Source organism: Paenibacillus sp. 32O-W (assembly GCF_007679495.1).
Lineage (GTDB): Bacteria > Bacillota > Bacilli > Paenibacillales > NBRC-103111 > Paenibacillus_L > Paenibacillus_L residui.
This window is the reverse complement of sequence record NZ_VEGP01000053.1, coordinates 22,049-40,592: the sequence shown is the minus strand read 5'-3', so window position 1 is coordinate 40,592 and position 18,544 is coordinate 22,049. Positions and strand designations below refer to the sequence as shown.

General features: G+C 46.9%; 16 protein-coding genes, 1 tRNA gene and 2 pseudogenes. 10 read left to right on the top strand and 9 right to left on the bottom strand.

Annotated features, from left to right (window positions below):
* The first annotated feature begins 370 nt into the window (after window positions 1–370).
* Together FS806_RS18645 and FS806_RS18640 are read left to right on the top strand one after the other, a co-directional pair.
* On the top strand, window positions 371–1,252 hold the full coding sequence (locus FS806_RS18645; protein ID WP_144939634.1) for a LysR family transcriptional regulator: 882 nt from the start codon (window positions 371–373) through the stop codon (window positions 1,250–1,252).
* Window positions 1,253–1,312: 60 nt separating this feature from the next.
* Entirely contained in the window at window positions 1,313–1,504 is a 192-nt protein-coding gene (locus tag FS806_RS18640; RefSeq protein ID WP_144939632.1) for a hypothetical protein, read from the top strand.
* Window positions 1,505–1,547: 43 nt separating this feature from the next.
* Here the strand turns inward: FS806_RS18640 and FS806_RS18635 are convergent, their stop codons facing one another.
* Window positions 1,548–1,904, bottom strand: a complete 357-nt coding sequence (locus tag FS806_RS18635; protein ID WP_144939630.1) for a phage holin family protein — start codon at window positions 1,902–1,904, stop codon at window positions 1,548–1,550.
* An 816-nt stretch (window positions 1,905–2,720) separates the two neighbouring features.
* Between FS806_RS18635 and FS806_RS18630 the strand changes: the two genes are divergently transcribed.
* Both FS806_RS18630 and FS806_RS18625 read left to right on the top strand, forming a co-directional pair.
* Window positions 2,721–2,793: transfer RNA gene (locus tag FS806_RS18630), tRNA-Val, on the top strand.
* Window positions 2,794–3,399: 606 nt separating this feature from the next.
* A complete protein-coding gene (locus tag FS806_RS18625) occupies window positions 3,400–3,579 on the top strand; it encodes a hypothetical protein (RefSeq protein ID WP_144939628.1) in 180 nt (59 codons plus the stop codon).
* A gap of 1,333 nt (window positions 3,580–4,912) precedes the next feature.
* Here FS806_RS18625 and FS806_RS18620 read toward each other — a convergent pair.
* From FS806_RS18620 to FS806_RS18610, 3 genes and pseudogenes are all read right to left on the bottom strand, one after another.
* A pseudogene (locus tag FS806_RS18620) lies at window positions 4,913–5,364 on the bottom strand (FGGY family carbohydrate kinase); the annotation flags it as partial.
* 85 nt (window positions 5,365–5,449) lie between these two features.
* Entirely contained in the window at window positions 5,450–6,037 is a 588-nt protein-coding gene (locus tag FS806_RS18615) for a glycerol-3-phosphate responsive antiterminator (RefSeq protein ID WP_144939626.1), read from the bottom strand.
* A 101-nt stretch (window positions 6,038–6,138) separates the two neighbouring features.
* Entirely contained in the window at window positions 6,139–7,803 is a 1,665-nt protein-coding gene (locus tag FS806_RS18610) for a glycerol-3-phosphate dehydrogenase/oxidase (protein WP_144939624.1), read from the bottom strand.
* Between the two features lie 480 nt (window positions 7,804–8,283).
* Here FS806_RS18610 and FS806_RS18605 point away from each other — a divergent pair, with 480 nt between their 5' ends.
* The 3 genes from FS806_RS18605 to FS806_RS18595 all read left to right on the top strand — a co-directional run bounded on the left by FS806_RS18605 (window position 8,284) and on the right by FS806_RS18595 (window position 11,498).
* The gene (locus FS806_RS18605) at window positions 8,284–9,189 is read left to right on the top strand and encodes a carbohydrate ABC transporter permease (RefSeq protein ID WP_144939642.1); all 906 of its coding nucleotides are present in this window, start codon (window positions 8,284–8,286) and stop codon (window positions 9,187–9,189) included.
* Window positions 9,186–10,010 (top strand): carbohydrate ABC transporter permease, encoded by an 825-nt coding sequence (locus tag FS806_RS18600; RefSeq protein ID WP_144939622.1) that lies wholly within the window; start codon window positions 9,186–9,188, stop codon window positions 10,008–10,010. The genes FS806_RS18605 and FS806_RS18600 overlap by 4 nt, the downstream gene beginning before the upstream one ends.
* Before the next feature lie 117 nt (window positions 10,011–10,127).
* Window positions 10,128–11,498, top strand: a complete 1,371-nt coding sequence (locus FS806_RS18595; RefSeq protein ID WP_144939621.1) for an ABC transporter substrate-binding protein — start codon at window positions 10,128–10,130, stop codon at window positions 11,496–11,498.
* A gap of 75 nt (window positions 11,499–11,573) precedes the next feature.
* On the opposite strand, the gene FS806_RS27025 is transcribed toward FS806_RS18595, so the two are convergent.
* From FS806_RS27025 to FS806_RS18575, 4 genes and pseudogenes are all read right to left on the bottom strand, one after another.
* Window positions 11,574–11,882, bottom strand: a complete 309-nt coding sequence (locus FS806_RS27025) for a WGxxGxxG family protein (protein WP_144939619.1) — start codon at window positions 11,880–11,882, stop codon at window positions 11,574–11,576.
* 25 nt (window positions 11,883–11,907) lie between these two features.
* Window positions 11,908–12,426 carry a DUF3231 family protein gene (locus tag FS806_RS18585; RefSeq protein ID WP_144939617.1) on the bottom strand — a complete coding sequence of 173 codons (519 nt, stop codon included), beginning with the start codon at window positions 12,424–12,426 and terminating at the stop codon, window positions 11,908–11,910.
* Window positions 12,427–13,262: 836 nt separating this feature from the next.
* Window positions 13,263–13,868, bottom strand: a pseudogene (locus tag FS806_RS18580) (MATE family efflux transporter); the annotation flags it as partial.
* A gap of 114 nt (window positions 13,869–13,982) precedes the next feature.
* Window positions 13,983–14,537, bottom strand: coding sequence for a helix-turn-helix domain-containing protein (locus FS806_RS18575; RefSeq protein WP_144939613.1), 555 nt, complete (start codon window positions 14,535–14,537; stop codon window positions 13,983–13,985).
* A gap of 347 nt (window positions 14,538–14,884) precedes the next feature.
* On the opposite strand from FS806_RS18575, the gene tdh reads away from it, so the two are divergent.
* From tdh to FS806_RS18560, 3 genes are all read left to right on the top strand, one after another.
* Window positions 14,885–15,922 carry an L-threonine 3-dehydrogenase gene (gene tdh / locus FS806_RS18570; RefSeq protein WP_144939640.1) on the top strand — a complete coding sequence of 346 codons (1,038 nt, stop codon included), beginning with the start codon at window positions 14,885–14,887 and terminating at the stop codon, window positions 15,920–15,922.
* Between the two features lie 59 nt (window positions 15,923–15,981).
* Window positions 15,982–17,151 (top strand): glycine C-acetyltransferase, encoded by a 1,170-nt coding sequence (locus tag FS806_RS18565; protein WP_144939612.1) that lies wholly within the window; start codon window positions 15,982–15,984, stop codon window positions 17,149–17,151.
* Window positions 17,152–17,300: 149 nt separating this feature from the next.
* Entirely contained in the window at window positions 17,301–17,999 is a 699-nt protein-coding gene (locus FS806_RS18560; RefSeq protein WP_144939610.1) for a glycoside hydrolase family 73 protein, read from the top strand.
* Here FS806_RS18560 and FS806_RS18555 read toward each other — a convergent pair.
* Window positions 17,992–18,483 carry a hypothetical protein gene (locus FS806_RS18555; protein WP_222126713.1) on the bottom strand — a complete coding sequence of 164 codons (492 nt, stop codon included), beginning with the start codon at window positions 18,481–18,483 and terminating at the stop codon, window positions 17,992–17,994. The genes FS806_RS18560 and FS806_RS18555 overlap by 8 nt on opposite strands.
* Window positions 18,484–18,544 lie beyond the last annotated feature (61 nt).

Below are 18,544 nucleotides of genomic sequence, written 5' to 3'. Positions count from 1 at the left end.
TTGATCATTTTCGCCCATTCGCTTGAATCTACCTGTACAAAATACAGTTAGACGCGCCATTCCGTTTGCACGGCACCTGCAGACGGTAAAATAGACGGATTTTCAAGGTAGTTACAGGTTCTTAAAGTCACACGTCAAGGCACAGCTGCGGCTGTGTCTTTTTGTAAAAGGTTTGAAGTTCATTAGAGCATTAATATAACCAGTTTCTAATTGGCATAAAAAGCTTCCTCTAATACCGGGTTATTCGTCTTCGAGTAGTTCATTAGGAGCTTTTTTATTGATTTTTGCCGGAAGCTCCAATATAATTTTTGTATAATCATTATAAAAAATATTAATATTATTTATATATAATATAAAGGGGGTTTATGTCTTGGTTGAAAATATGGAGTGGTACCGCGCTTTTTATTTTACCGCTATTACCGGCAGCTTATCCAAGGCGGCGGAAGAGCTTTTCATCACTCAGCCGGCGGTCAGCTATTCGATCAAGCAATTAGAAACCCGTCTGGGGGGAAGATTATTCTTTCGTACTCCCAAAGGCGTTAAATTAACGGCGGAAGGGGAGGTGCTGTTCAAGTATATTGAGCAGGCATATCATTTCATAATGACAGGAGAAAAGCAGATCGCCGCTATGCATAATCTGTTGAGCGGGGAAATAAAAATCGGGGCCAGCGATACGCTGTGCAAATATTATCTGCTGCCTTATGTCGAAGCTTTCCATCAAAATCATCCCGATATTAAAATCAAAGTGACCAACCGCACGTCCAGGGAATCGATAGAGCTGCTGAAGCGGGGGAAGGTCGATCTGGCCGTTGTCAACCTTCCTCTGGAAGATAAGCAGGTAACGATTCGGGAGAGCCTGGAGCTGCAGGATTGTTTCGTAGCCGGGAGCTCCTATCGGGAGCTGGCGGAGAGCGGTCCCGTCTCTTTGGACACGCTGCTATCTCATCCCATTATAATGCTTGAGCAGGGAAGCAGCATCCGTCGTTATATCGATCGGTATGCAGAAGAGAACGGGAAGGAGATTTATCCCGAGATCGAGCTTGGAAGCATCGATTTGCTAACCCAGTTTGCCCGAATCGGATTGGGAATAGCTTGTGTGATTCGGAATTTCGTTGAGGACGAGCTGAGAAGAGGGGAGCTGCTGGAGATTCGTCTGAAGAAGCCGATTCCTCCGCGGAAGATCGGGATAGCCGTGCTGAAGGAGGTTCCGTTATCCTCTGCCGGACAGACCTTTATGGATATGCTGCCGTAATCCTAGAGCCGGATATAATCGTACTCGCAGGTGGGTAATCTAACCCTGGGAGGCGATAGCATGATAAGCGGGTATAAACTGCGGAATGAGGATGATTTCGAGAGGGCGATGAAAGCCGGCCGGACGGTTTCCGTCTGGCAGAAAGGTTATTGCATGGATGATGGAGGGGCGATTCAATGGGTTGCCTCCGATGCCGTCATCATTAATGGAGCCCGTTATGACAAAGCCTGTAACGAATTTCGGATCGTCTGATCCGAGCGCGCGCCAATACAGGACTATGAAGCCCCAGAGATAGTTATCTCTGGGATTGCTTTCCTACCGAAAACAAGCTTAACACGATGGTTAGAATCACATAAGTCCAGAAACCGTTAATTTCAAATCCGGTTAAATAAGTATCCAGCAGCCACAGCTTGATCGGGGTCAGCACTACCGAAGCCAGAAGCAATAACGGGGTCGTCACGCATCCGACACCCAGAGGTATCGCAGCGAAGGATACGATCAGCAAGAAATTAAATAAGTAGCCTATAACAAACATAAATAAAGAAGCAATGATCAAAGTCTGCAAGTCGGAGATGGCGACATATTCGGAGAAATACTCGCTTCCGACCCAAAATACGGCTAAGGTGACAAGTAAATTGATAAGATTTCTCATTCTATCCTCCCCAATTCGTTAAATAGAGTTATGGTTTTGGCTCAATTTCAAAAATCAGTGCTTGATTTTCTACCTTCGGAATAACTAACTGGTCATCTGCCCGGCTCCCGTCCGGTTTCAATCTCGCTAACGAATCTGGGTAACGTTATTGTCTTAAAAACGATACCATTTCAATTATAACGAAACTCACAATCGTTATTTGGGAGAAATCCTGCTCCATGGCCTTCTTTTTTTGGTCAATAGCGATATGGAGTTTCGTAAGAAAATGGAATAGCTATGTTTTGGCCGAATAACGTTTCCAGGTTTCGTAAGAAAATGCATTTTGTTTGACCGATACTCCTTCACACACGTTGGAGTGAAATGTTTCCCCGCCACATCCTGCTCTGTAAAGAATAGCCTGGAAATGAAATGAAACATCGCATAAATAGCCGGCAAAATGCCGATAGAAGAGCAGCTTTGTCATTCGGATGAAGCGAAGTCCCGTTGACATATTGGCTTAAATCTACATTAGCGAATAAGAAAATTTCGCCCATTCATACTGGCTTAACATTTGCACGAACGGATGGCCCAGCATCAAAACCAATATGTTCATCCCAATCCTTTGCCCGATATATAGTTATTATGGAGCCACGGACTTGTGATCATCCGTGTCCTAAGCGTTATCTTCGCGTATAGTAATACGCTCATTACCTGTGCCGGTTTCAATCAGGTTGTTCTACGCCGGAGGAACATTTCAGAAGGAAATAAAAAAACAGAAAAATTAGTTGACAGTTCCATTTTTACTTGGTATTATATTAATTGTCACTGAAATCACATGACCTGATAGCTCAGCTGGGAGAGCGCTATCTTGACAGGGTAGAGGTCACAGGTTCGATCCCTGTTCAGGTCATAAGTACAATAAGATCAAGGGTTTGGACGATTTTACTACCATTACGAAAAATGGTAGTCTTGTCCAAACCCTTTTTCGTTTCCTATAACCATTATCTTATTGATTCTAAATTGGTAAGGTAGTGGTTTTTATTTTGCTGAAATTCAGCTTAGAGGAATTTAAAAATAATATCGCAACATTTCCCCCAGAACGCTAACCTCTTACATGGGAGTGTTGAATGAGGACCCCGGGAGCATTCAGTAACAATGATCTTCATGTACAAAATACTATCTTTTGGCCGATCTTGCAAGGCCTATTTACGTAATTACAAAGACAGCGGGCCGAATGTAACACTGTGTTGTGAGAACTGCGGTCATCGACTACATAAACATGGCAGGTATTACCGTTACGTTGCCGGCAAAACCGAATATCTCCGCATCCCGATTTATCGTTGGCTATGTCCGAAATGCGACACGTCTGTGAACGGTGAGCAAACGGCGCTTATGCGAGAGATCGCAAGCCACGTCTACACAGCCCCAGATGGCCAGACTAAAAGAGTGAGCCTGCTTATTCACACTTACCTTGGAACGGTATGTCCAAGCTTACCGGTAGGGTGGATGGGAAGCATTGCTTCCAGCACCGCGTGCAGACAAACTGCAATCGCGCGAGATCGCCGATGATGTGCTGCACAAGGCCATTGCCTTGAAGCAGGAGCATCCGGGTCGCAGTGTCCGTCAGATCATCACCATCCTCGAGTTGGCGCCCGTCACTGTCAGTTCCGAAAAGACCGTCAATGAAAGTGGCTAATGACAAATAACTCTTAATATTCGACCAGATGCTTCTAAAAACCTGCTCACATAGGAAAAAGGACCTGCCTAAGCAGTGCCTTAAGTAAAAATTTTATGCATTATGTTTGACATCCAAATCGCCATAAGTTATATAATAGAGTCAGGGAAAGCTTTCACCCCACAAAAATACTAGATTTGCATAACTTAATCAAAATATAATTATAACAGTAGATAGATATATCAAGGGAGGACCGGAAAATCTTGTGTGCTTGCATGCACATGGGATGTCCGGTCCTTTTTTCATTCTCGATGCTACAGTCCATCTTCCATAATATCGTTAAGGAGGGTAAGGTTGAAACGCGAGACAAACGAAGTTACACAGTTCTCAATTAGGCAAGCTCTATGTCGATGTGCCAGAAACAGCGATATAACACCATATTTCAAGGCATATATTTATGCACAGACCGAGAGCCATGAGGAGGATGCAGAATTGATGATGAACTTTCAATCTACTACCTTGAAAATCCGTCTATTTCACCGTCTGCTGGTGCCTTTGTAATGGAATGGCACGTCTAACTGTATTTTGTACAGGTAGATTCAAGCGGATGGGCGAAAATGATCAAACTAACTGGATAAATTACAGTTAGAGTGGGCAACTTTGGGCGAAACGGCTGTTTTGGCGCAAACTAACTGTAGATTTTCCATTTAATATTCCTATTTCTCCAGAATATAGAAATATAACTGTATGAAATCCATTTAGTTTCAATTTTCATACTAATGAAGGTAGCGTCAAGAAGTTTGTGTAAGCCGGCAGGGTTATCCATCGGGACGATGGATAAGAAATATTTTAAGCTCGGTGGAGGACGCAGCCCAAGCGGAGGCGCGGGAAGCGGTTTTTTATTCTACTTCCGGGCCATCATCCGGATGACTTTCCTCTAACAGATCAAAATGAAGCACGATTTTCAGGCTTAGTGCCAATAAAAATGGACGCCATGCAAAATAGCTGTGATTTAAAATTTTGGTGTAGCATAAAGCTACACACCTTTCTTTGTTTGGAGTGGTTAATTGACACTTCCATTTTACCAAACAAAGGGGTGTTTTTCTGTCAAGACCCTATTATATTTTTGGGATTTTCCCCGTCAATCTGAGTCTGCGAAAGTTGAGGTATCAAGTTATAAAGTTATAAAGTTATAAGGCTGTGGATTCCATTGGAATTTTAGGTTTGACAAAGAAAGGCTGTTCCTATTCACGTTATTTTTTGTGAAGGGAACAGCCTTTCTTCAGTGATTGATGGAATTTTCGTAATTTATGATTATGAAGTAATCGTTTTCATATGATCCAGCGCATTAGTAGACCTTGCCGTTCAGTCCCCAGACAATGGTCGTCAGCAAGCCATGTTCGGATGCGACGGCCTGTTCTCCTGTATTCATGAGCATGAAACAGTTGGTACTATAGTTGTTCTTGGCCATTGCTTCTGAGAAGCATGCTTGCCCGAACAGTGCTGCCGGCTGATCACCTGCAATGTCGGCAAGGGGGATTTCCTTGCCAGAGAAGAGGGAAGGAGCCGTATAGGCGTAAACTTCCGATGATGAACAAACCTCCGGCAGCATGGATTTTGGAACGTCAATATGTCCAGTCATTCGTCATCCCACTTCAACTCATGGAAGTCACACATTAACGTGCGGGAGGCATTGGAATAATCGGTGACATGAGCTTTGCCTTCCGTCAGTTTTCAGACGAGCCAGGAATCGATTGTACCAAACAGCAATTCACCGTACTTGGCCTTTGACCCTGCACCCTCGACTCCTGCTGCCTCACATGAATAAACAAAATGGCGCGGTAACTGATCGTACCCTGATCCAATGCTAAAATGTATGAATCCATGTTGATCACTTCTTGGCCTTGGCTGATGCAGGCGGTTCATAATGCTTCCACAGTTCGCGATTGGAGGTGGTGACGGTAACGGCACCGAGTTTTAAAGCTGTCTCCACATCTTCGATAGTTCGGATAAATCCGCCTGCAAGTATAGGGATTTGCAATTTCCACTGTGCCATGACTTCTTTGGTCATCATCAGCACGGCAGCCGGCAAAACTTCGATGAAATCCGGCTTTGTCTTTTCCAGCAAAGCATAGCTTTTGGAAAGAGCGTTGTTGTCGATCAAAAAAATACGCTGAATGGCGATCACGCCTTTTTCCTTCGCCTTAAGGATGACGTTCGCTTTCGTTGACAGCAATCCATAAGGTTTAAATTCCTGACAAAGAAATTCAGTGCCGTATTGATCATTCTGCAAGCCCTGGATTAAATCCGCGTGCAAAAAAAGCTTTTTGCCATGTTGATTGGCCAGTTGAAAGATCGACTTTAGCCTGGCAAGATGGATGTCCAGCATAATGATATATTCATAATTGCTGGATAGCAGAATCTCAAAATCTTTCATCTGTCTGACTGCCGGCATAATAGGCTGTTGAATAAAAACCAACGGATGGCCCCCTTCCGCATTTTTCTCTCGTCGACTCTCTTCAGCAAGACGAATGGTACATAATTCATTATATCAAATCGCCATCATATAGCCGGAGCCTGCTATTGAACGGCTTCTTTGGCAAATCGCAGAGCTTGGTTGGCTTCCTCCTCAAATTGGGCAATCTGCGATTCATCCCATTCGAACAGTTGGCTCATATAAACTACGACCGGCCGAACCCAGGCCTGTGCCCGCTGATGATCGAAGTTAACGGCTGAGGAGCGGCGATTGATAAAGTCTGCCGGTCTTGTGACCATTTCTTCTTGAATTCCGTACATTAATCCTGCCAGCACAACAGGTTCAAGTTGGAGACTTTCAGCTGTTTGCTTTGTTTCTTCCTTTTCCATCAATTCAAATACTTTGTTAATATTAGTTCCGTAACGAAGAACCCATCGGGAAGCGGCTTGTTCCGGCACACCCAACTGTTTGGCATAGCGGACTTTTTCGTCTACGAAGCGGTCGAAGCTTCCGCCGAAATCTCCGCCGGCCAGCGTGACCTTATCGGTGCTGCAAGGCGGATAGATTCGCCCGGTTTCATCCGATAGTTGGCTCGCAACCAGATCGACAATGCGCTCGGCCATTTTGCGGTAGCCGGTAAGCTTGCCTCCTGCGATCGTAATGAGACCTGAATCCGAGATGAAGATTTCATCCTTGCGCGAAAGCTCGGATGGAGATTTGCCGTCTTCATGGATGAGCGGACGCAAACCGGCCCAGCTGGATTCCACATCCTCCGGCTTAAGCGCAATAGAAGGGAACATGCTGTTGGCACATTTCAAAATGTAATCGCGATCCTCTGTTGTCATCCGCGGATGCTCCAGATTGCCGTCATAATCCGTATCTGTTGTACCAATATATGTTTTGCCGTCACGAGGTATGGCAAAAACCATTCGTTTATCCGGGGTGTCGAAATAGACCGCCTGGCGCAAAGGAAAGCGTGATTGATCAACGACGAGATGTACGCCTTTGGTCAAATGCAGCCGTTTGCCTTGCTTGGAGCCGTCCAGTTCGCGAAGCGTATCGACCCACGGACCTGCGGCATTGACGATCTTCGATGCTTGGATCGTGATTTCCCGGCCGCTGTGGAGATCCTTTGCTTTCACGCCGTAAATCTTACGATTGATGTCATAGAGGAAATTCTCCGCTTTCACATAATTGATCGCAGTAGCGCCGCGCTGAACAGCGGCTTTCAGAATTTCAATCGTTAAGCGGGCATCATCCGTTCGATACTCGACATAATATCCGCCGCCAATTAGGCCATCCTTTCGCAGAAGCGGCTCTTTCGCCAACGTTTCTTCTTTGGACAGCATTTTTCTTCGCTCTTCCTTCTTTACGCCGGCGAGCCAGTCATAAACATAAATTCCGATGGAGGCCATCAGTTTGCCGTAGGTGCCGCCCTTAATAATAGGCATCAGCATCCATTCCGGCGTCACGATATGGCGAGCGTTCTCATATACAATCGCACGCTCGCGGCCAACTTCACGCACCAACCCGATCTCACCCTGCTTAAGATAGCGGAGACCCCCATGAACCAGCTTGGTGGATCGGCTGCTTGTGCCGGCGGCAAAATCCTGCATCTCGATCAAGGCAACTTTCATCCCCCGGACAGCACTGTCCAGAGCGATTCCAGCGCCTGTCACTCCGCCGCCAATGGCGAGCAAATCATACTTCTCTGCCTCAAGCTGTTGAAGGAGTTCATTACGGGCAAGACTAGAGAACGAATTCTTCATGATTTACTGAACATCCTTTCAGAAGAACATGAAAGGACCGCAACAAGTCCATCGCGGCTAGCGATGGACAGTTGCGGTCCCCTCATAATCTCCGACCAATTTTTAACTTTCTTATATCATAGGCTAATTTTGAGTATTTTTCAATAGGCGCCGGATCAGTTTTATAGGGCAGTCCTATACAAGTTTTTTTACAGTATTGATTTATGCAATTTTATATAATATACTCAAAATTAAGTTAATAGTTGGTTTTGACTTGGAGATGACCGTTTCATACCTCATACATCTTTTAGTATGGGTACGTTTCTAGTCTTCTTTTTTATTGACTTTAGAGGGAGGATAGGCTGAAAAACTTTAAAGCTTCATATGACTTGTAAGCGCTTCACATCTTGAGTTTGATTTATTTAATGATGTGAAGAACACTCCAAAATGATGAAGAAAGGGGCTTGACACATGTCTGCAAATGAAACCGTGATTCATCCGATGACAAATAATAAAATTTCTTGGGTCAAAAAAAAGAAAGCAGGAGAAAATATTTTAGCTTATATCTTTCTGGCACCGTCCATATTTCTATTTATTGTCTTTCTGTTTTACCCCATGTTGAGATCATTTTATCTGAGTATGACTATTACGGATCCGCGCGGACGGGTCGCAGAGTTTGTCGGTCTGGAGAATTTCATTGATTTGCTTACGACCGGTCAGTTTTATTCCAATCTGAGGGTAACATTGCTGTTTATTTTATTTACAGTACCGACCTCGATTATATGGTCGCTGTTTTTGGCGGCGATTACCAATAACAAATTAAAAGGCATGAAAATTTTTCAGTTTATATTTTCATTGCCGATCGTCATATCGGTTGGTACGGGATCCATTATTTGGTTCCTGCTCTTTCATCCGACTGCCGGCATGCTGAACTATTTTCTCAGTTTGATCAATGTCAGCCCGATTCCTTGGCTAACCGATCCGTCCTGGGCCTTGATCTCCATCTCGATTATGACTATTTGGATGAATATGGGTTTTCTGTATATTGTATTGTCCAGCGGTCTTCAGGGGGTTCCGGATGAACTTTTTGAAAGCGCTAAAATAGACGGTTCCGGTCCGGTCCGGACTTTCATTCGAATCGTTCTGCCTTTGCTGTCGCCGACTTTATTTTTTGCCTTGATCGTATCGGTGATTAATGCGTTTCAGGCTTTCGGACAAATTCATATCTTAACCAAAGGCGGCCCGGTGAATTCAACCAATGTCATCGTGTACTCCATCTACCAGGATGCGTTTATTAACTTCCGATTCGGAATAGGTAGCGCGCAAGCGTTAGTGCTGTTCATCATTATTTTGGCGCTCACTTTGTTTCAATTCCTGGTACTGGAAAGGAAGGTGCATTACCAATGATCGCGAGAAGACTTACCCATACCCTCTTATATATCTTACTCATATTGCTGGCCCTCGCGGTCTTGTATCCGCTTATCTTCACGGTTTTGTCATCCTTCATGACCGAGAAGGAAGCGAATGCTTTTCCGCCGCCATTAATTCCATCCCAACTTTATTTAGGGAATTTTAGCAATGTGGTTCAAACGTTTCCGATCGTTCGCTTTATATTGAACAGTTTTATTGTATCTACAGCGATTATGTTGAGCCAGGTTCTTACATCCAGTCTTTCCGCATACGCTTTTTCATTTTTGAATTTTAAGGGCAAATCCATTCTGTTCACGCTCTTCTTATCGACGATGATGATTCCATGGGAAGTTACGATCATTCCGAATTATTTATTGATTAAAGATTTAGGCTGGATGGATACCTATCAAGGGTTGGTCGTGCCTTTTATGGCCGGAGCGTTCGGGGTGTTCCTGCTTCGCCAGTTTTTCCTGCAACTGCCTCATGAGCTGTTCGACGCCGCCAGAATAGACGGATGCGGTCATCTCAGAAACTTTTTCTCCATTGTGCTTCCGCTGTCTCGCCCGGCACTGGCTACTCTCGCGGTTTACGTATTTCTAACCCACTGGAACCATTATTTATGGCCGCTGCTCATCACGAACTCGCCGTCCATGCGAACGGTCCAGATCGGGGTCGCCATGCTGCAATTTGCTGAAGTCATGTCCTGGAACCTGATCCTGGCGGGTGTGACACTCGTTCTGCTGCCCTCGTTCATCTTGCTGGCTCTCGGTGTGAAACAATTGGTTCGGGGGATTACCGCAGGTGCAGTAAAAGGTTAGCTGAACATGGTGATGCGTCTGTTCATAAAACGGACTTGTCATAGAGAAGAAACGATCTTTATTGAGAGGGAACGTTTCTTACCAAAAATGAATGGAACGAAGAAAGGGGATTGGAAGATGAAGAAAAGAAAAGTACTAGGCTTATGTCTGGTCATCATGATGATTTTCCTATCTGCGTGCAACGTGAATATGGGAGGAGGAACGGAAAGCAAGAAGCCGGAAGGCACCCAGTCGGGAGGCCAGGCAGCAGGTGGCAAAACGAAGGTCATCTTCTGGCATGCGATGGGCGGGGCTAATACCAAGGTCGTTGATCAAATGGTCGCTAATTATAATGCTTCTCAAGACAAGGTGGAGGTCGAGGCGATTTTTCAGGGAAGCTATGATGATCTGCTCAGCAAATTAAAGACGTCGATGGGGTCGAACGAAGGTCCTGCTGTCGTGCAAATGTATGAGATCGGCAGCCGCTTTATGATCGATTCCGGCACCGTTACGCCAATGCAAACGTTCATTGATCAAGATCATTGGGATGTATCTCAACTCGAGCCTAACATTGCGGGCTACTATACGTTTGACGGCAAGCTTTACTCGATGCCGTTCAATACGTCAAATCCGATCCTTTACTACAACAAAAACCTGTTTAAAGACGCTGGCCTGGACCCCGAAAAACCGCCGACAACGTTCGAAGAATTGAAAGAAGCGGCAAATATCATCTCCAAGAAAGGTAAAGCCGTCGGCGCAAACTTCGCGATCTATGGCTGGTTTATGGAGCAGTTCTTTGCGAACCAAGGCGCAGACTATGTGAACAACGGTAATGGCCGCGATTCCATGGCCACCGAATCCCTTGTAAATTCGGAGGCAGGCGTAAAAGTACTGACTTGGTGGAAAGATTTAATCGATACGGGGGCTGCCAACAACTTGGGGCGTAAAACCGATGATTCCAAAAAGGCATTTGCTGCTGAACAAGTGGCGATGATTCTGGATTCTACGGCTGCTCTGAAGGGGATCGTCGATACGAACAGCGGTAAATTCGAAGTCGGAACCGCTCCGCTTCCGAAACCGGCTGATGCCAAAGAAGGCGGCGTCATCGTCGGCGGAGCCAGCTTATGGATGATGAATGACCGTTCGGAAGAAGTACAGAAAGCGGCCTGGGACTTCATCAAATACCTGGCCTCGCCGAAGGAGCAAGCTTATTGGCATATTAACACAGGGTACTTCCCGATCACGATCAAAGCATATGAGGAGGAAAGTGTGAAGGAAAATCTGGTTAAGTTCCCTCAGTTCAAGACTGCGATCGATCAGTTGCATAATACGAAGCTGAATACGGCAACTCGAGGCGCTGTTATGGGCGTCTTCCCGGAAGCGAGACAAATCGTCGAGGGAGCGATCGAAGAGGTGCTTAACAACAAGAAGTCGCCGCAAGACGCCTTGGATGCCGCAACCAAAGAGATAACATCCAAAATCCAACAGTATAATAAAACAGTGAAATAATAGCGTTGGCGCATTGTCCGTTAGTCAACCCCCTCCTGATGATCTCTAAGGAGGGGGTTGACTGGATTTGAGCCCTTATTTCTCAACTTCTCTTGTTCTGTTTCTTAAACCGGCAAGACCGATCAAACCGAGAAGGCCCAGCCATCCCCAATTATTTCTATTATTGTTATCAGCGAAGGCCCTGGTATTATTATTTCCATTCCAGTTATTCATGGTTCCGTTGTTATTGGCATTCATAGTTCCGTTGTTATTGTTATTCGCGTTTCCGTTGGTTGCCGTATTTATAATACGCGCATTCGTCGGAATCATATCTGCTGCGAAGGCATACGAAGAGAAGCTTAGAATCAAAACAGCGATCAGCGTAATTGCAGTTAATTTTTTCATGGTCAGTATTTTCTCCTTTCGTGTTTTAAGCATTAACGGGCTCAGGTCTTTTTATTTGTAGCGGTGGCGGGACCAACCAGCCTTTTGCCTTATTCATCTCAAGAAGTCTGAGACCTAGAGCTGTTTTGGTCGCGTGATATTTAGCAAATAATGCTCCAATATCCTCTCTGATGGACTTGCCCATAATTTGGCTGCAAGCAACCATACTTGCTGCATTGTCTGCTGCGATAAGAGCTGCGATTTCCTGGTCGCTGATTCTTGCGCCCATAGGAATATCAGCAAGCTTGGTCTCGGGCCTTTCAGGCAGTGCCGGGGAAGGCACAATATCGTTGTTCGTTAGAATGGCGTCACATTCTTTGGCTTCCAACTCTGCCTGTCCGATTAAATCATTCAAAATCGCTTTTAAGTCTTTGTCTCCTGCGTGGAAAGAGTAAGCTCGATAGACTGAACTGCAGCCTTTGGCCTTCATTGAAAACGACCACACATCATAAATTTCGCCGTAATGAAGGGGCTCTTCTTTCGGATTTCCGCTTAATATGCCCACGGTAACAGCTCCTTGTGATTTGGTGGTAATCCATCATTATATTTCCCGTTTTCTTGATTATTATGCCTATTAGTCAGAACGGCTATAATTATTGGTGATGTACCTCACTGTTGCCAAATAGCTTGTCAGCCACTTTTGGTCTGCGTTCGAATATGGGAATCATTGAGTCAGAGGTGGAAGGAGAAGAAGCGCGTGTGAACTTGTTATGCCTTTGTCTTATAAACTCAACTTTCGCAGGGGAAAATCGGCTTTTCAGGTTGATGTGATGAACAAAAGATAAGCTCGTTTATAGAGATTGCATAATAGTGAACATCGTTTCGTTTGCTCAAGGGGGGAGCGTTGTAAACAGCAGCGGTAGCTAAAGCTGTAACGGTTGCTACAGTTGTTATTCCCGCAATAATGCATGCTCAGAAATTGTAACGGTTGCCATCGCCGCTATAGGTGTCTTTTTCCTCTCAAATCTATGGAAAACATTGAAATAACATCACCTGCAACCGTTAGATTTTGAAAATGGATAAAATCAGCGAATTAACAACCATGGCAACCGTTAGACAACGTGGAGCGGCTGATTCCCCGGAATCCCGATCAAGCCTCAAGTACGTGATGAAAAACAGAGACCGGATCAGACGGCGGAAATCACAAAGTAATATCTGCATCAACTTAAGCAATGAATCTCTAAATTGCCTAATCAACAAAATTAAAAGGATCAGGCGATCTCAAGCTGCGAAAGTGGAGTTATAATTTCAAAAGCGTCACGGATTCAGGTCTGTCTTTGCCTGGTTCCGTGACGCCTTTTTTGGTGGGGATGATGTTGAAAAGATTGCGGAAGAAGAAACTTAAACATGGTTAGAAACCGCGGTCCGCCCGGTTTTTCTTTGAACATGCAGGAGCCTCAAGAGAAGACAGACGGCTCCCATAGCCAGCCCCGAAATTAATCCGATCCAGTAGCCAAACGCCCCAAGCGATGTATAATTGGCTAGCAAGTAACCCGTCGGCAGCCCGATGACCCAGAAAGAGATCAATGCGACTATGAAGGTAACGTTAACGTCCTTATATCCGCGAAGAGCTCCCTGAATCGGCGCCGCGATGGCGTCGGAAAGCTGGAAGAAGATGGCGAAGTACAGGAATTGCTTGGTCAGCTCAATGACGGCCGAATCGTTCGAGTAAAGGCCGGCTGCTTGTTTATTAAAGATGAACAAGGCAATCGCGCACAGAGCGGACATGATAACGGCCATGGCGATTCCGATGTAGCTGTACTGCCGGGCGTCCGCTACCCTTCGTGCGCCGACTTCGAAGCCTACCAGAATGGTTAGCCCCATTGAAATGCTCAAAGGCACCATGTACAGAAAAGACGCAAAATTAATCGCGGCCTGATGCGCGGCTATCGTAATCGTATTAAAGTTGCTCATCAGCAGAGTGACCGCGGCAAAAATCCCGGTTTCCAGCCTTTTTTATAATTTATAGAAAATGGGGTGATTCGGAATATAACACGTATAATATATCAGCAGGCTTATATGACCCATTGAGCATACATAGTCTCAAGACGTGCTCCCGGTTCAGTTCGGGTAATGAATAATAACATGGAACCGTGTGACGGTTGGAGCCAGGTTCCGGTAGACGTGCGGCCGATCGGCGGGAAAATGAATCGCGCTGTGGGCGCAGACTTGGAAGGATTCATTTTCGATTTCGACTTCCAAGTTCCCTTCGAACACGAGAATCCATTCCTCCACCCCTTCATTGTGGGGCTCCGATGGATGTACACACCCGGGGTCAATTTCCACGGAATATACTTCAAATTGTTTGGCGGAATTGAATGGGAATAACGGGTAAGTCCGATAAGCTCCCTCTTCAGAAAGAAAAGGTTCGAGAGCTTCCGTGCGGACGACTGAAATTTCGGGCGATTCTTCTTCCACCAGGGTAGTGAATGAAATTTTGAGCCCGGTCGCGATTTTCCAGAGAATGGAAATCGTCGGATTAGTATCGCCCCGTTCTATTTGTGCCAGCATAGCTTTACTGACGCCGGTGACTTCCGCCACCTTGTCCAGGCTCAAGCCCCGGGCTTTACGAATTCGATGCAAATTTCTTCCAACTTTAATATGAATTTGTTCCATAAGCTGTTCAGCCTCTCCTATGCCGCATCTTTCTATAGCTATTGCTTCAATTTCAGGCTTCCGGCGGAAGCTCCGCTTCGCAAATCCTCCTCAGCCCGAATATACGAATCGCCCCCATTATACACAATCCATTCGCAAAAAAATAGAAAAAAAGCAAGCAAGCCGTTAAGTTTTCCACTCTCGAAGGCAAATCGCCAAGGGATTAATACCTCTCTGTGCATAATCTAAAAATAAAAGTAAAAAAAGAGTTGTTCAATATAACACATATTTGTATAATATAACAAACAAGGTCAATGTCCTTATTATTCCATTTTCCAAAGAGGGAGGAGGGATGTTCTGTGAAACAGATGGAGGCTTTAGTGAAGGATAGACCAGGCCCGGGAGCTTCTCTTGCCAAAGTTCCGGTACCCGTCTGCGGACGCGATGAAGTGCTAATTAGGGTGCAGGCCAGTTCGATATGCGGGACCGATCTCCATATTTACAACTGGGATGAATGGGCGAGGAATACCGTGGCGGTTCCTAACGTGTTCGGTCATGAATATGCGGGGGTGGTTGAACAAGTCGGAAGCGAGGTAACGAACGTTAAGCCCGGTGACTATGTGACCTCGGAAGGCCATTTCGTTTGTGGAGTATGCCGGGCTTGCCGGACGGGAAACGCGCACGTATGTACGCGAACAAGAAGCTTCGGGATTACCGTTCCCGGGTGCTTTGCCGAATATACGGTCGTTCCCGCCAGCCATGTCATTCATAATCACCCGGACCTGCCGCTTAAGACAGCATGTCTGCAGGATCCGTTGGGCAATGCGGTTCATACCGTACTGGCCGGGAGCATCGTTGGAAAAAGTGTGGCCATAGTCGGAGCAGGCCCCATCGGATTAATGGCGATAGCCGTAGCCAAGGCATGCGGAGCCGGAACCATCTTTGCGGTAGATGTAAACGGATACAGATTAAAGCTGGCCAAGCAAATGGGAGCGGATATCGTGCTTAACAGTCTGGAAAACCCCGATTTTGCCGATCCGATACGCAGTTTGACGGATGGGGAAGGAGTGGAGGTGCTTCTGGAGATGTCAGGCCATCCGGGAGCGATTCGGGAGGCTCTGTCCGCCGTCGCCAATGCCGGCCGGGTCTCGCTTCTCGGAATTCCGACCAAGGAGGTGCCTATCAATTTAGCCCAAAGCATCATTTTTAAAGGGCTGCGGGTGGAAGGTATCACCGGAAGACGAATGTATGATACCTGGTACCAGATGAAGGGTCTGCTGGACAGCGGAAGAATCGATCTTCAGCCGTTGGTGACGCATACGTTCAAGCTGGAGCAATACGAGGAAGCGTTCGAGCTGGTCCGTTCCGGACAATGCGGGAAGGTTGTATTTCTCCATGAGGGGTAAGAGCCGGCTGTTTTTGCTAATGGAATTATATGAATACGAAATCCTGGGAGGGGAAGAGGATGTATTCCAGCTTCGAGCAAGAGCTGACGAAGATTAAGGAGGAAGGAAGATACAGGCCGCTGACGGTTTGGGATAGTGCGCCGGGAACGTGGATGACGCTGAACGGCCGGAAAATCCTGCAGATGTCGTCCAACAATTATTTGGGGCTGACCGGCCATCCCGAGATGAAGGAGGCGGCCAGACAGGCGCTGGAACGCTATGGAGCAGGCAGCGGTTCGGTCCGGACGATTACAGGTACTCTCGATATTCATGATCAACTGGAGGAGGAATTGGCCAAGTTCAAGGGGACACCCGCGACCTTGGTGTTCCAATCGGGCTTCACCGCCAACCTGGGAATATTGGGCTCGATTCTGAGCGATCAGGATCTGGTCATCAGTGATGAATTAAATCATGCCAGCATCATCGACGGCATCCGGTTGACCAAGGCAAAGCGGAGTATTTATGCACATAAGGATTTGAATCAACTGGAAGCTATTTTGCAGACGTCAGGGTCCTACCGCCGTAAGGTCGTCGTGACCGACGGGGTATTCAGCATGGATGGGGATATTGCTCCGCTTCCCGGCATTGTTGGGCTGGCGGAGAAGTATGGGGCGATCGTATATGTAGACGATGCTCATGCCAGCGGGGTATTAGGCAGGAACGGCAAAGGCTCCACGGATCATTTTTCGCTGCACGGCCGAGTGCACATTCAAGTCGGAACGCTGTCCAAAGCGGTTGGTGCCGTCGGAGGCTACATGGCCGGGGAGCAGGTGCTTAAGGATTACCTGATTCACAAGGCCAGGCCGTTCCTGTTCAGCACATCCCAGCCGCCTTCGGTTGCGGCAGCCTGCCTCGCCGCGATCCGTATCCTGCAGCGGAGCGAAGATTTGATCGAACGACTATGGGCGAACGCGACTTATTTCCGAATGAGTCTGAAGCAAATGGGCTTCGACACCGGAAGCAGCGAGACACCGATCATTCCGGTGATCATCGGCGACCCGAAACGAACGATGCAGTTTTCGGATCGAATGCTGCAGGAAGGAATTTTCGCTCAAGGGATCGTTTATCCGACGGTCCCGATGGATAAAGGACGGGTGCGTTTTATCGTAACCGCCTTGCATACGATGGAGGATCTGCAGTTTGCCCTTGACCGGCTGCAGAAGGCCGGTCGGGATTTCGGCCTGATTTAACGGCGGCGGCCCGGGAATGATACTTATACTGCAAGAAATGCTCTGGAAAAGCGGCTAACGTCCTCCGTGATCTATACGGAACGGCCCCCTGGGAAGTTGAATAAGCAAGTAATAGGAAAGTTATTTGCGAATCAAGGGGGGATGAGAGGGTGACGAGAGAACAATTTATTAAGCGAATCGCTCCTATAGCCGTGCAATTGCGGGCCGAGGGCTCGCCGATTTTTCCGTCCGTCCGGATTGCCCAATCGATATTGGAAACCGGAGGCACGATAAATCCGTGGAATAATTTGGTCGGATACAAGGTGGGGGGAGGGGCCATAACCCCTTATTGGCAGGGAAAATCGGTAAGGAAGCTTACCTGGGAGGTCTACGACGGGACCAGACAGGATCGCGTTCCTGCCGATTTTCGGGCTTATGACAGCATAGAGGACGGATATAGGGATCAGGATCTCCTCTTCGAGAAGGACAGATATCGGCGCGTCAGGGAAGCCGAAAATCCCGAGGAGCAGGCGGATATGCTGTATATGTCGGGATATGCGACCGATCCGAATTATGCCGTAAAGCTGAAGATGCTGATGGCCTCTTACGGTTTGGGCCGCTATGACGAAGAGGCCGTACAGCTGCGGAAGGAATGGCAGGAGCGGCTTCAACAATTGGAGCAACGGAAGCAAGCGCTCCAAGCCCGGCTGCAAACGTTACGGCAAGCGCTGGCCATGACGGAAATTCCCGAATGGGCTAAGGAGGCCGTGGAGAGAGCCGTTCAGTCCCGATTAATCGATACGCCCTTGAATGGCAGCTACGATTTCTACCGATTATTGACCATTCTGAAGAGAAGAGGAGTTATATAGTGCGCTGGCTCGAGGAAATGCCGGTATAAGGTGTTTTGTGGATTTTAATTTCCAGCCAGCCTCCTTTGCCGTTAACGATCGCCTTGGCATTGAAAGCTGCCTCGAAAAATTTCTTCTTGTCTTCGAACTGGTGCAGGGCCATTCCCGGCCTCAATTCGTATTCAAAGACATAGTACTCATCATCGATTTTCTCGCTGAAGCGGATCAGGGCAGGAAACAGCTTGACGGTTCGCTTGCCTCGATCGATTTTGACAAACAAACCGGTACGTTCAAAAGTAGCTCTCATCTTGCGAACGTTACGGTTCTTGTTGGATGAATACCATAAATAGAAGAAAAAGGTGAGAATGACGGAGAGTGCAAGCAGTTTCCCCCGGTTGGCTTCCAGGAAAAAGGAAATCGTGTCCAGGGATGAATCGAACGGATTAAGAAGCATCCGGATCACCCCCAGCGCATAACGGTCTCCGGAAGCCTCCATCAGAAGCATTCCGCATAGCCGGGAGATTCCCTAGCGGTCTCATGGTCAGAACCCCTTTCCCAGCAGACAT

Excerpts from the sequence above, each read along its gene's own strand:
- FS806_RS18600 (WP_144939622.1), top strand. The coding sequence starts at position 9,186 with ATGATCGCGAGAAGACTTACCCATACCCTCTTATATATCTTACTCATA.
- FS806_RS18565 (WP_144939612.1), top strand. The coding sequence starts at position 15,982 with ATGTATTCCAGCTTCGAGCAAGAGCTGACGAAGATTAAGGAGGAAGGA.
- tdh (WP_144939640.1), top strand. The coding sequence starts at position 14,885 with ATGGAGGCTTTAGTGAAGGATAGACCAGGCCCGGGAGCTTCTCTTGCC.
- FS806_RS18605 (WP_144939642.1), top strand. The coding sequence starts at position 8,284 with ATGACAAATAATAAAATTTCTTGGGTCAAAAAAAAGAAAGCAGGAGAA.
- FS806_RS18555 (WP_222126713.1), bottom strand. The coding sequence starts at position 18,483 with ATGCTTCTGATGGAGGCTTCCGGAGACCGTTATGCGCTGGGGGTGATC.
- FS806_RS18575 (WP_144939613.1), bottom strand. The coding sequence starts at position 14,537 with ATGGAACAAATTCATATTAAAGTTGGAAGAAATTTGCATCGAATTCGT.
- FS806_RS18640 (WP_144939632.1), top strand. The coding sequence starts at position 1,313 with ATGATAAGCGGGTATAAACTGCGGAATGAGGATGATTTCGAGAGGGCG.
- FS806_RS27025 (WP_144939619.1), bottom strand. The coding sequence starts at position 11,882 with ATGAAAAAATTAACTGCAATTACGCTGATCGCTGTTTTGATTCTAAGC.
- FS806_RS18635 (WP_144939630.1), bottom strand. The coding sequence starts at position 1,904 with ATGAGAAATCTTATCAATTTACTTGTCACCTTAGCCGTATTTTGGGTC.
- FS806_RS18595 (WP_144939621.1), top strand. The coding sequence starts at position 10,128 with ATGAAGAAAAGAAAAGTACTAGGCTTATGTCTGGTCATCATGATGATT.
- FS806_RS18610 (WP_144939624.1), bottom strand. The coding sequence starts at position 7,803 with ATGAAGAATTCGTTCTCTAGTCTTGCCCGTAATGAACTCCTTCAACAG.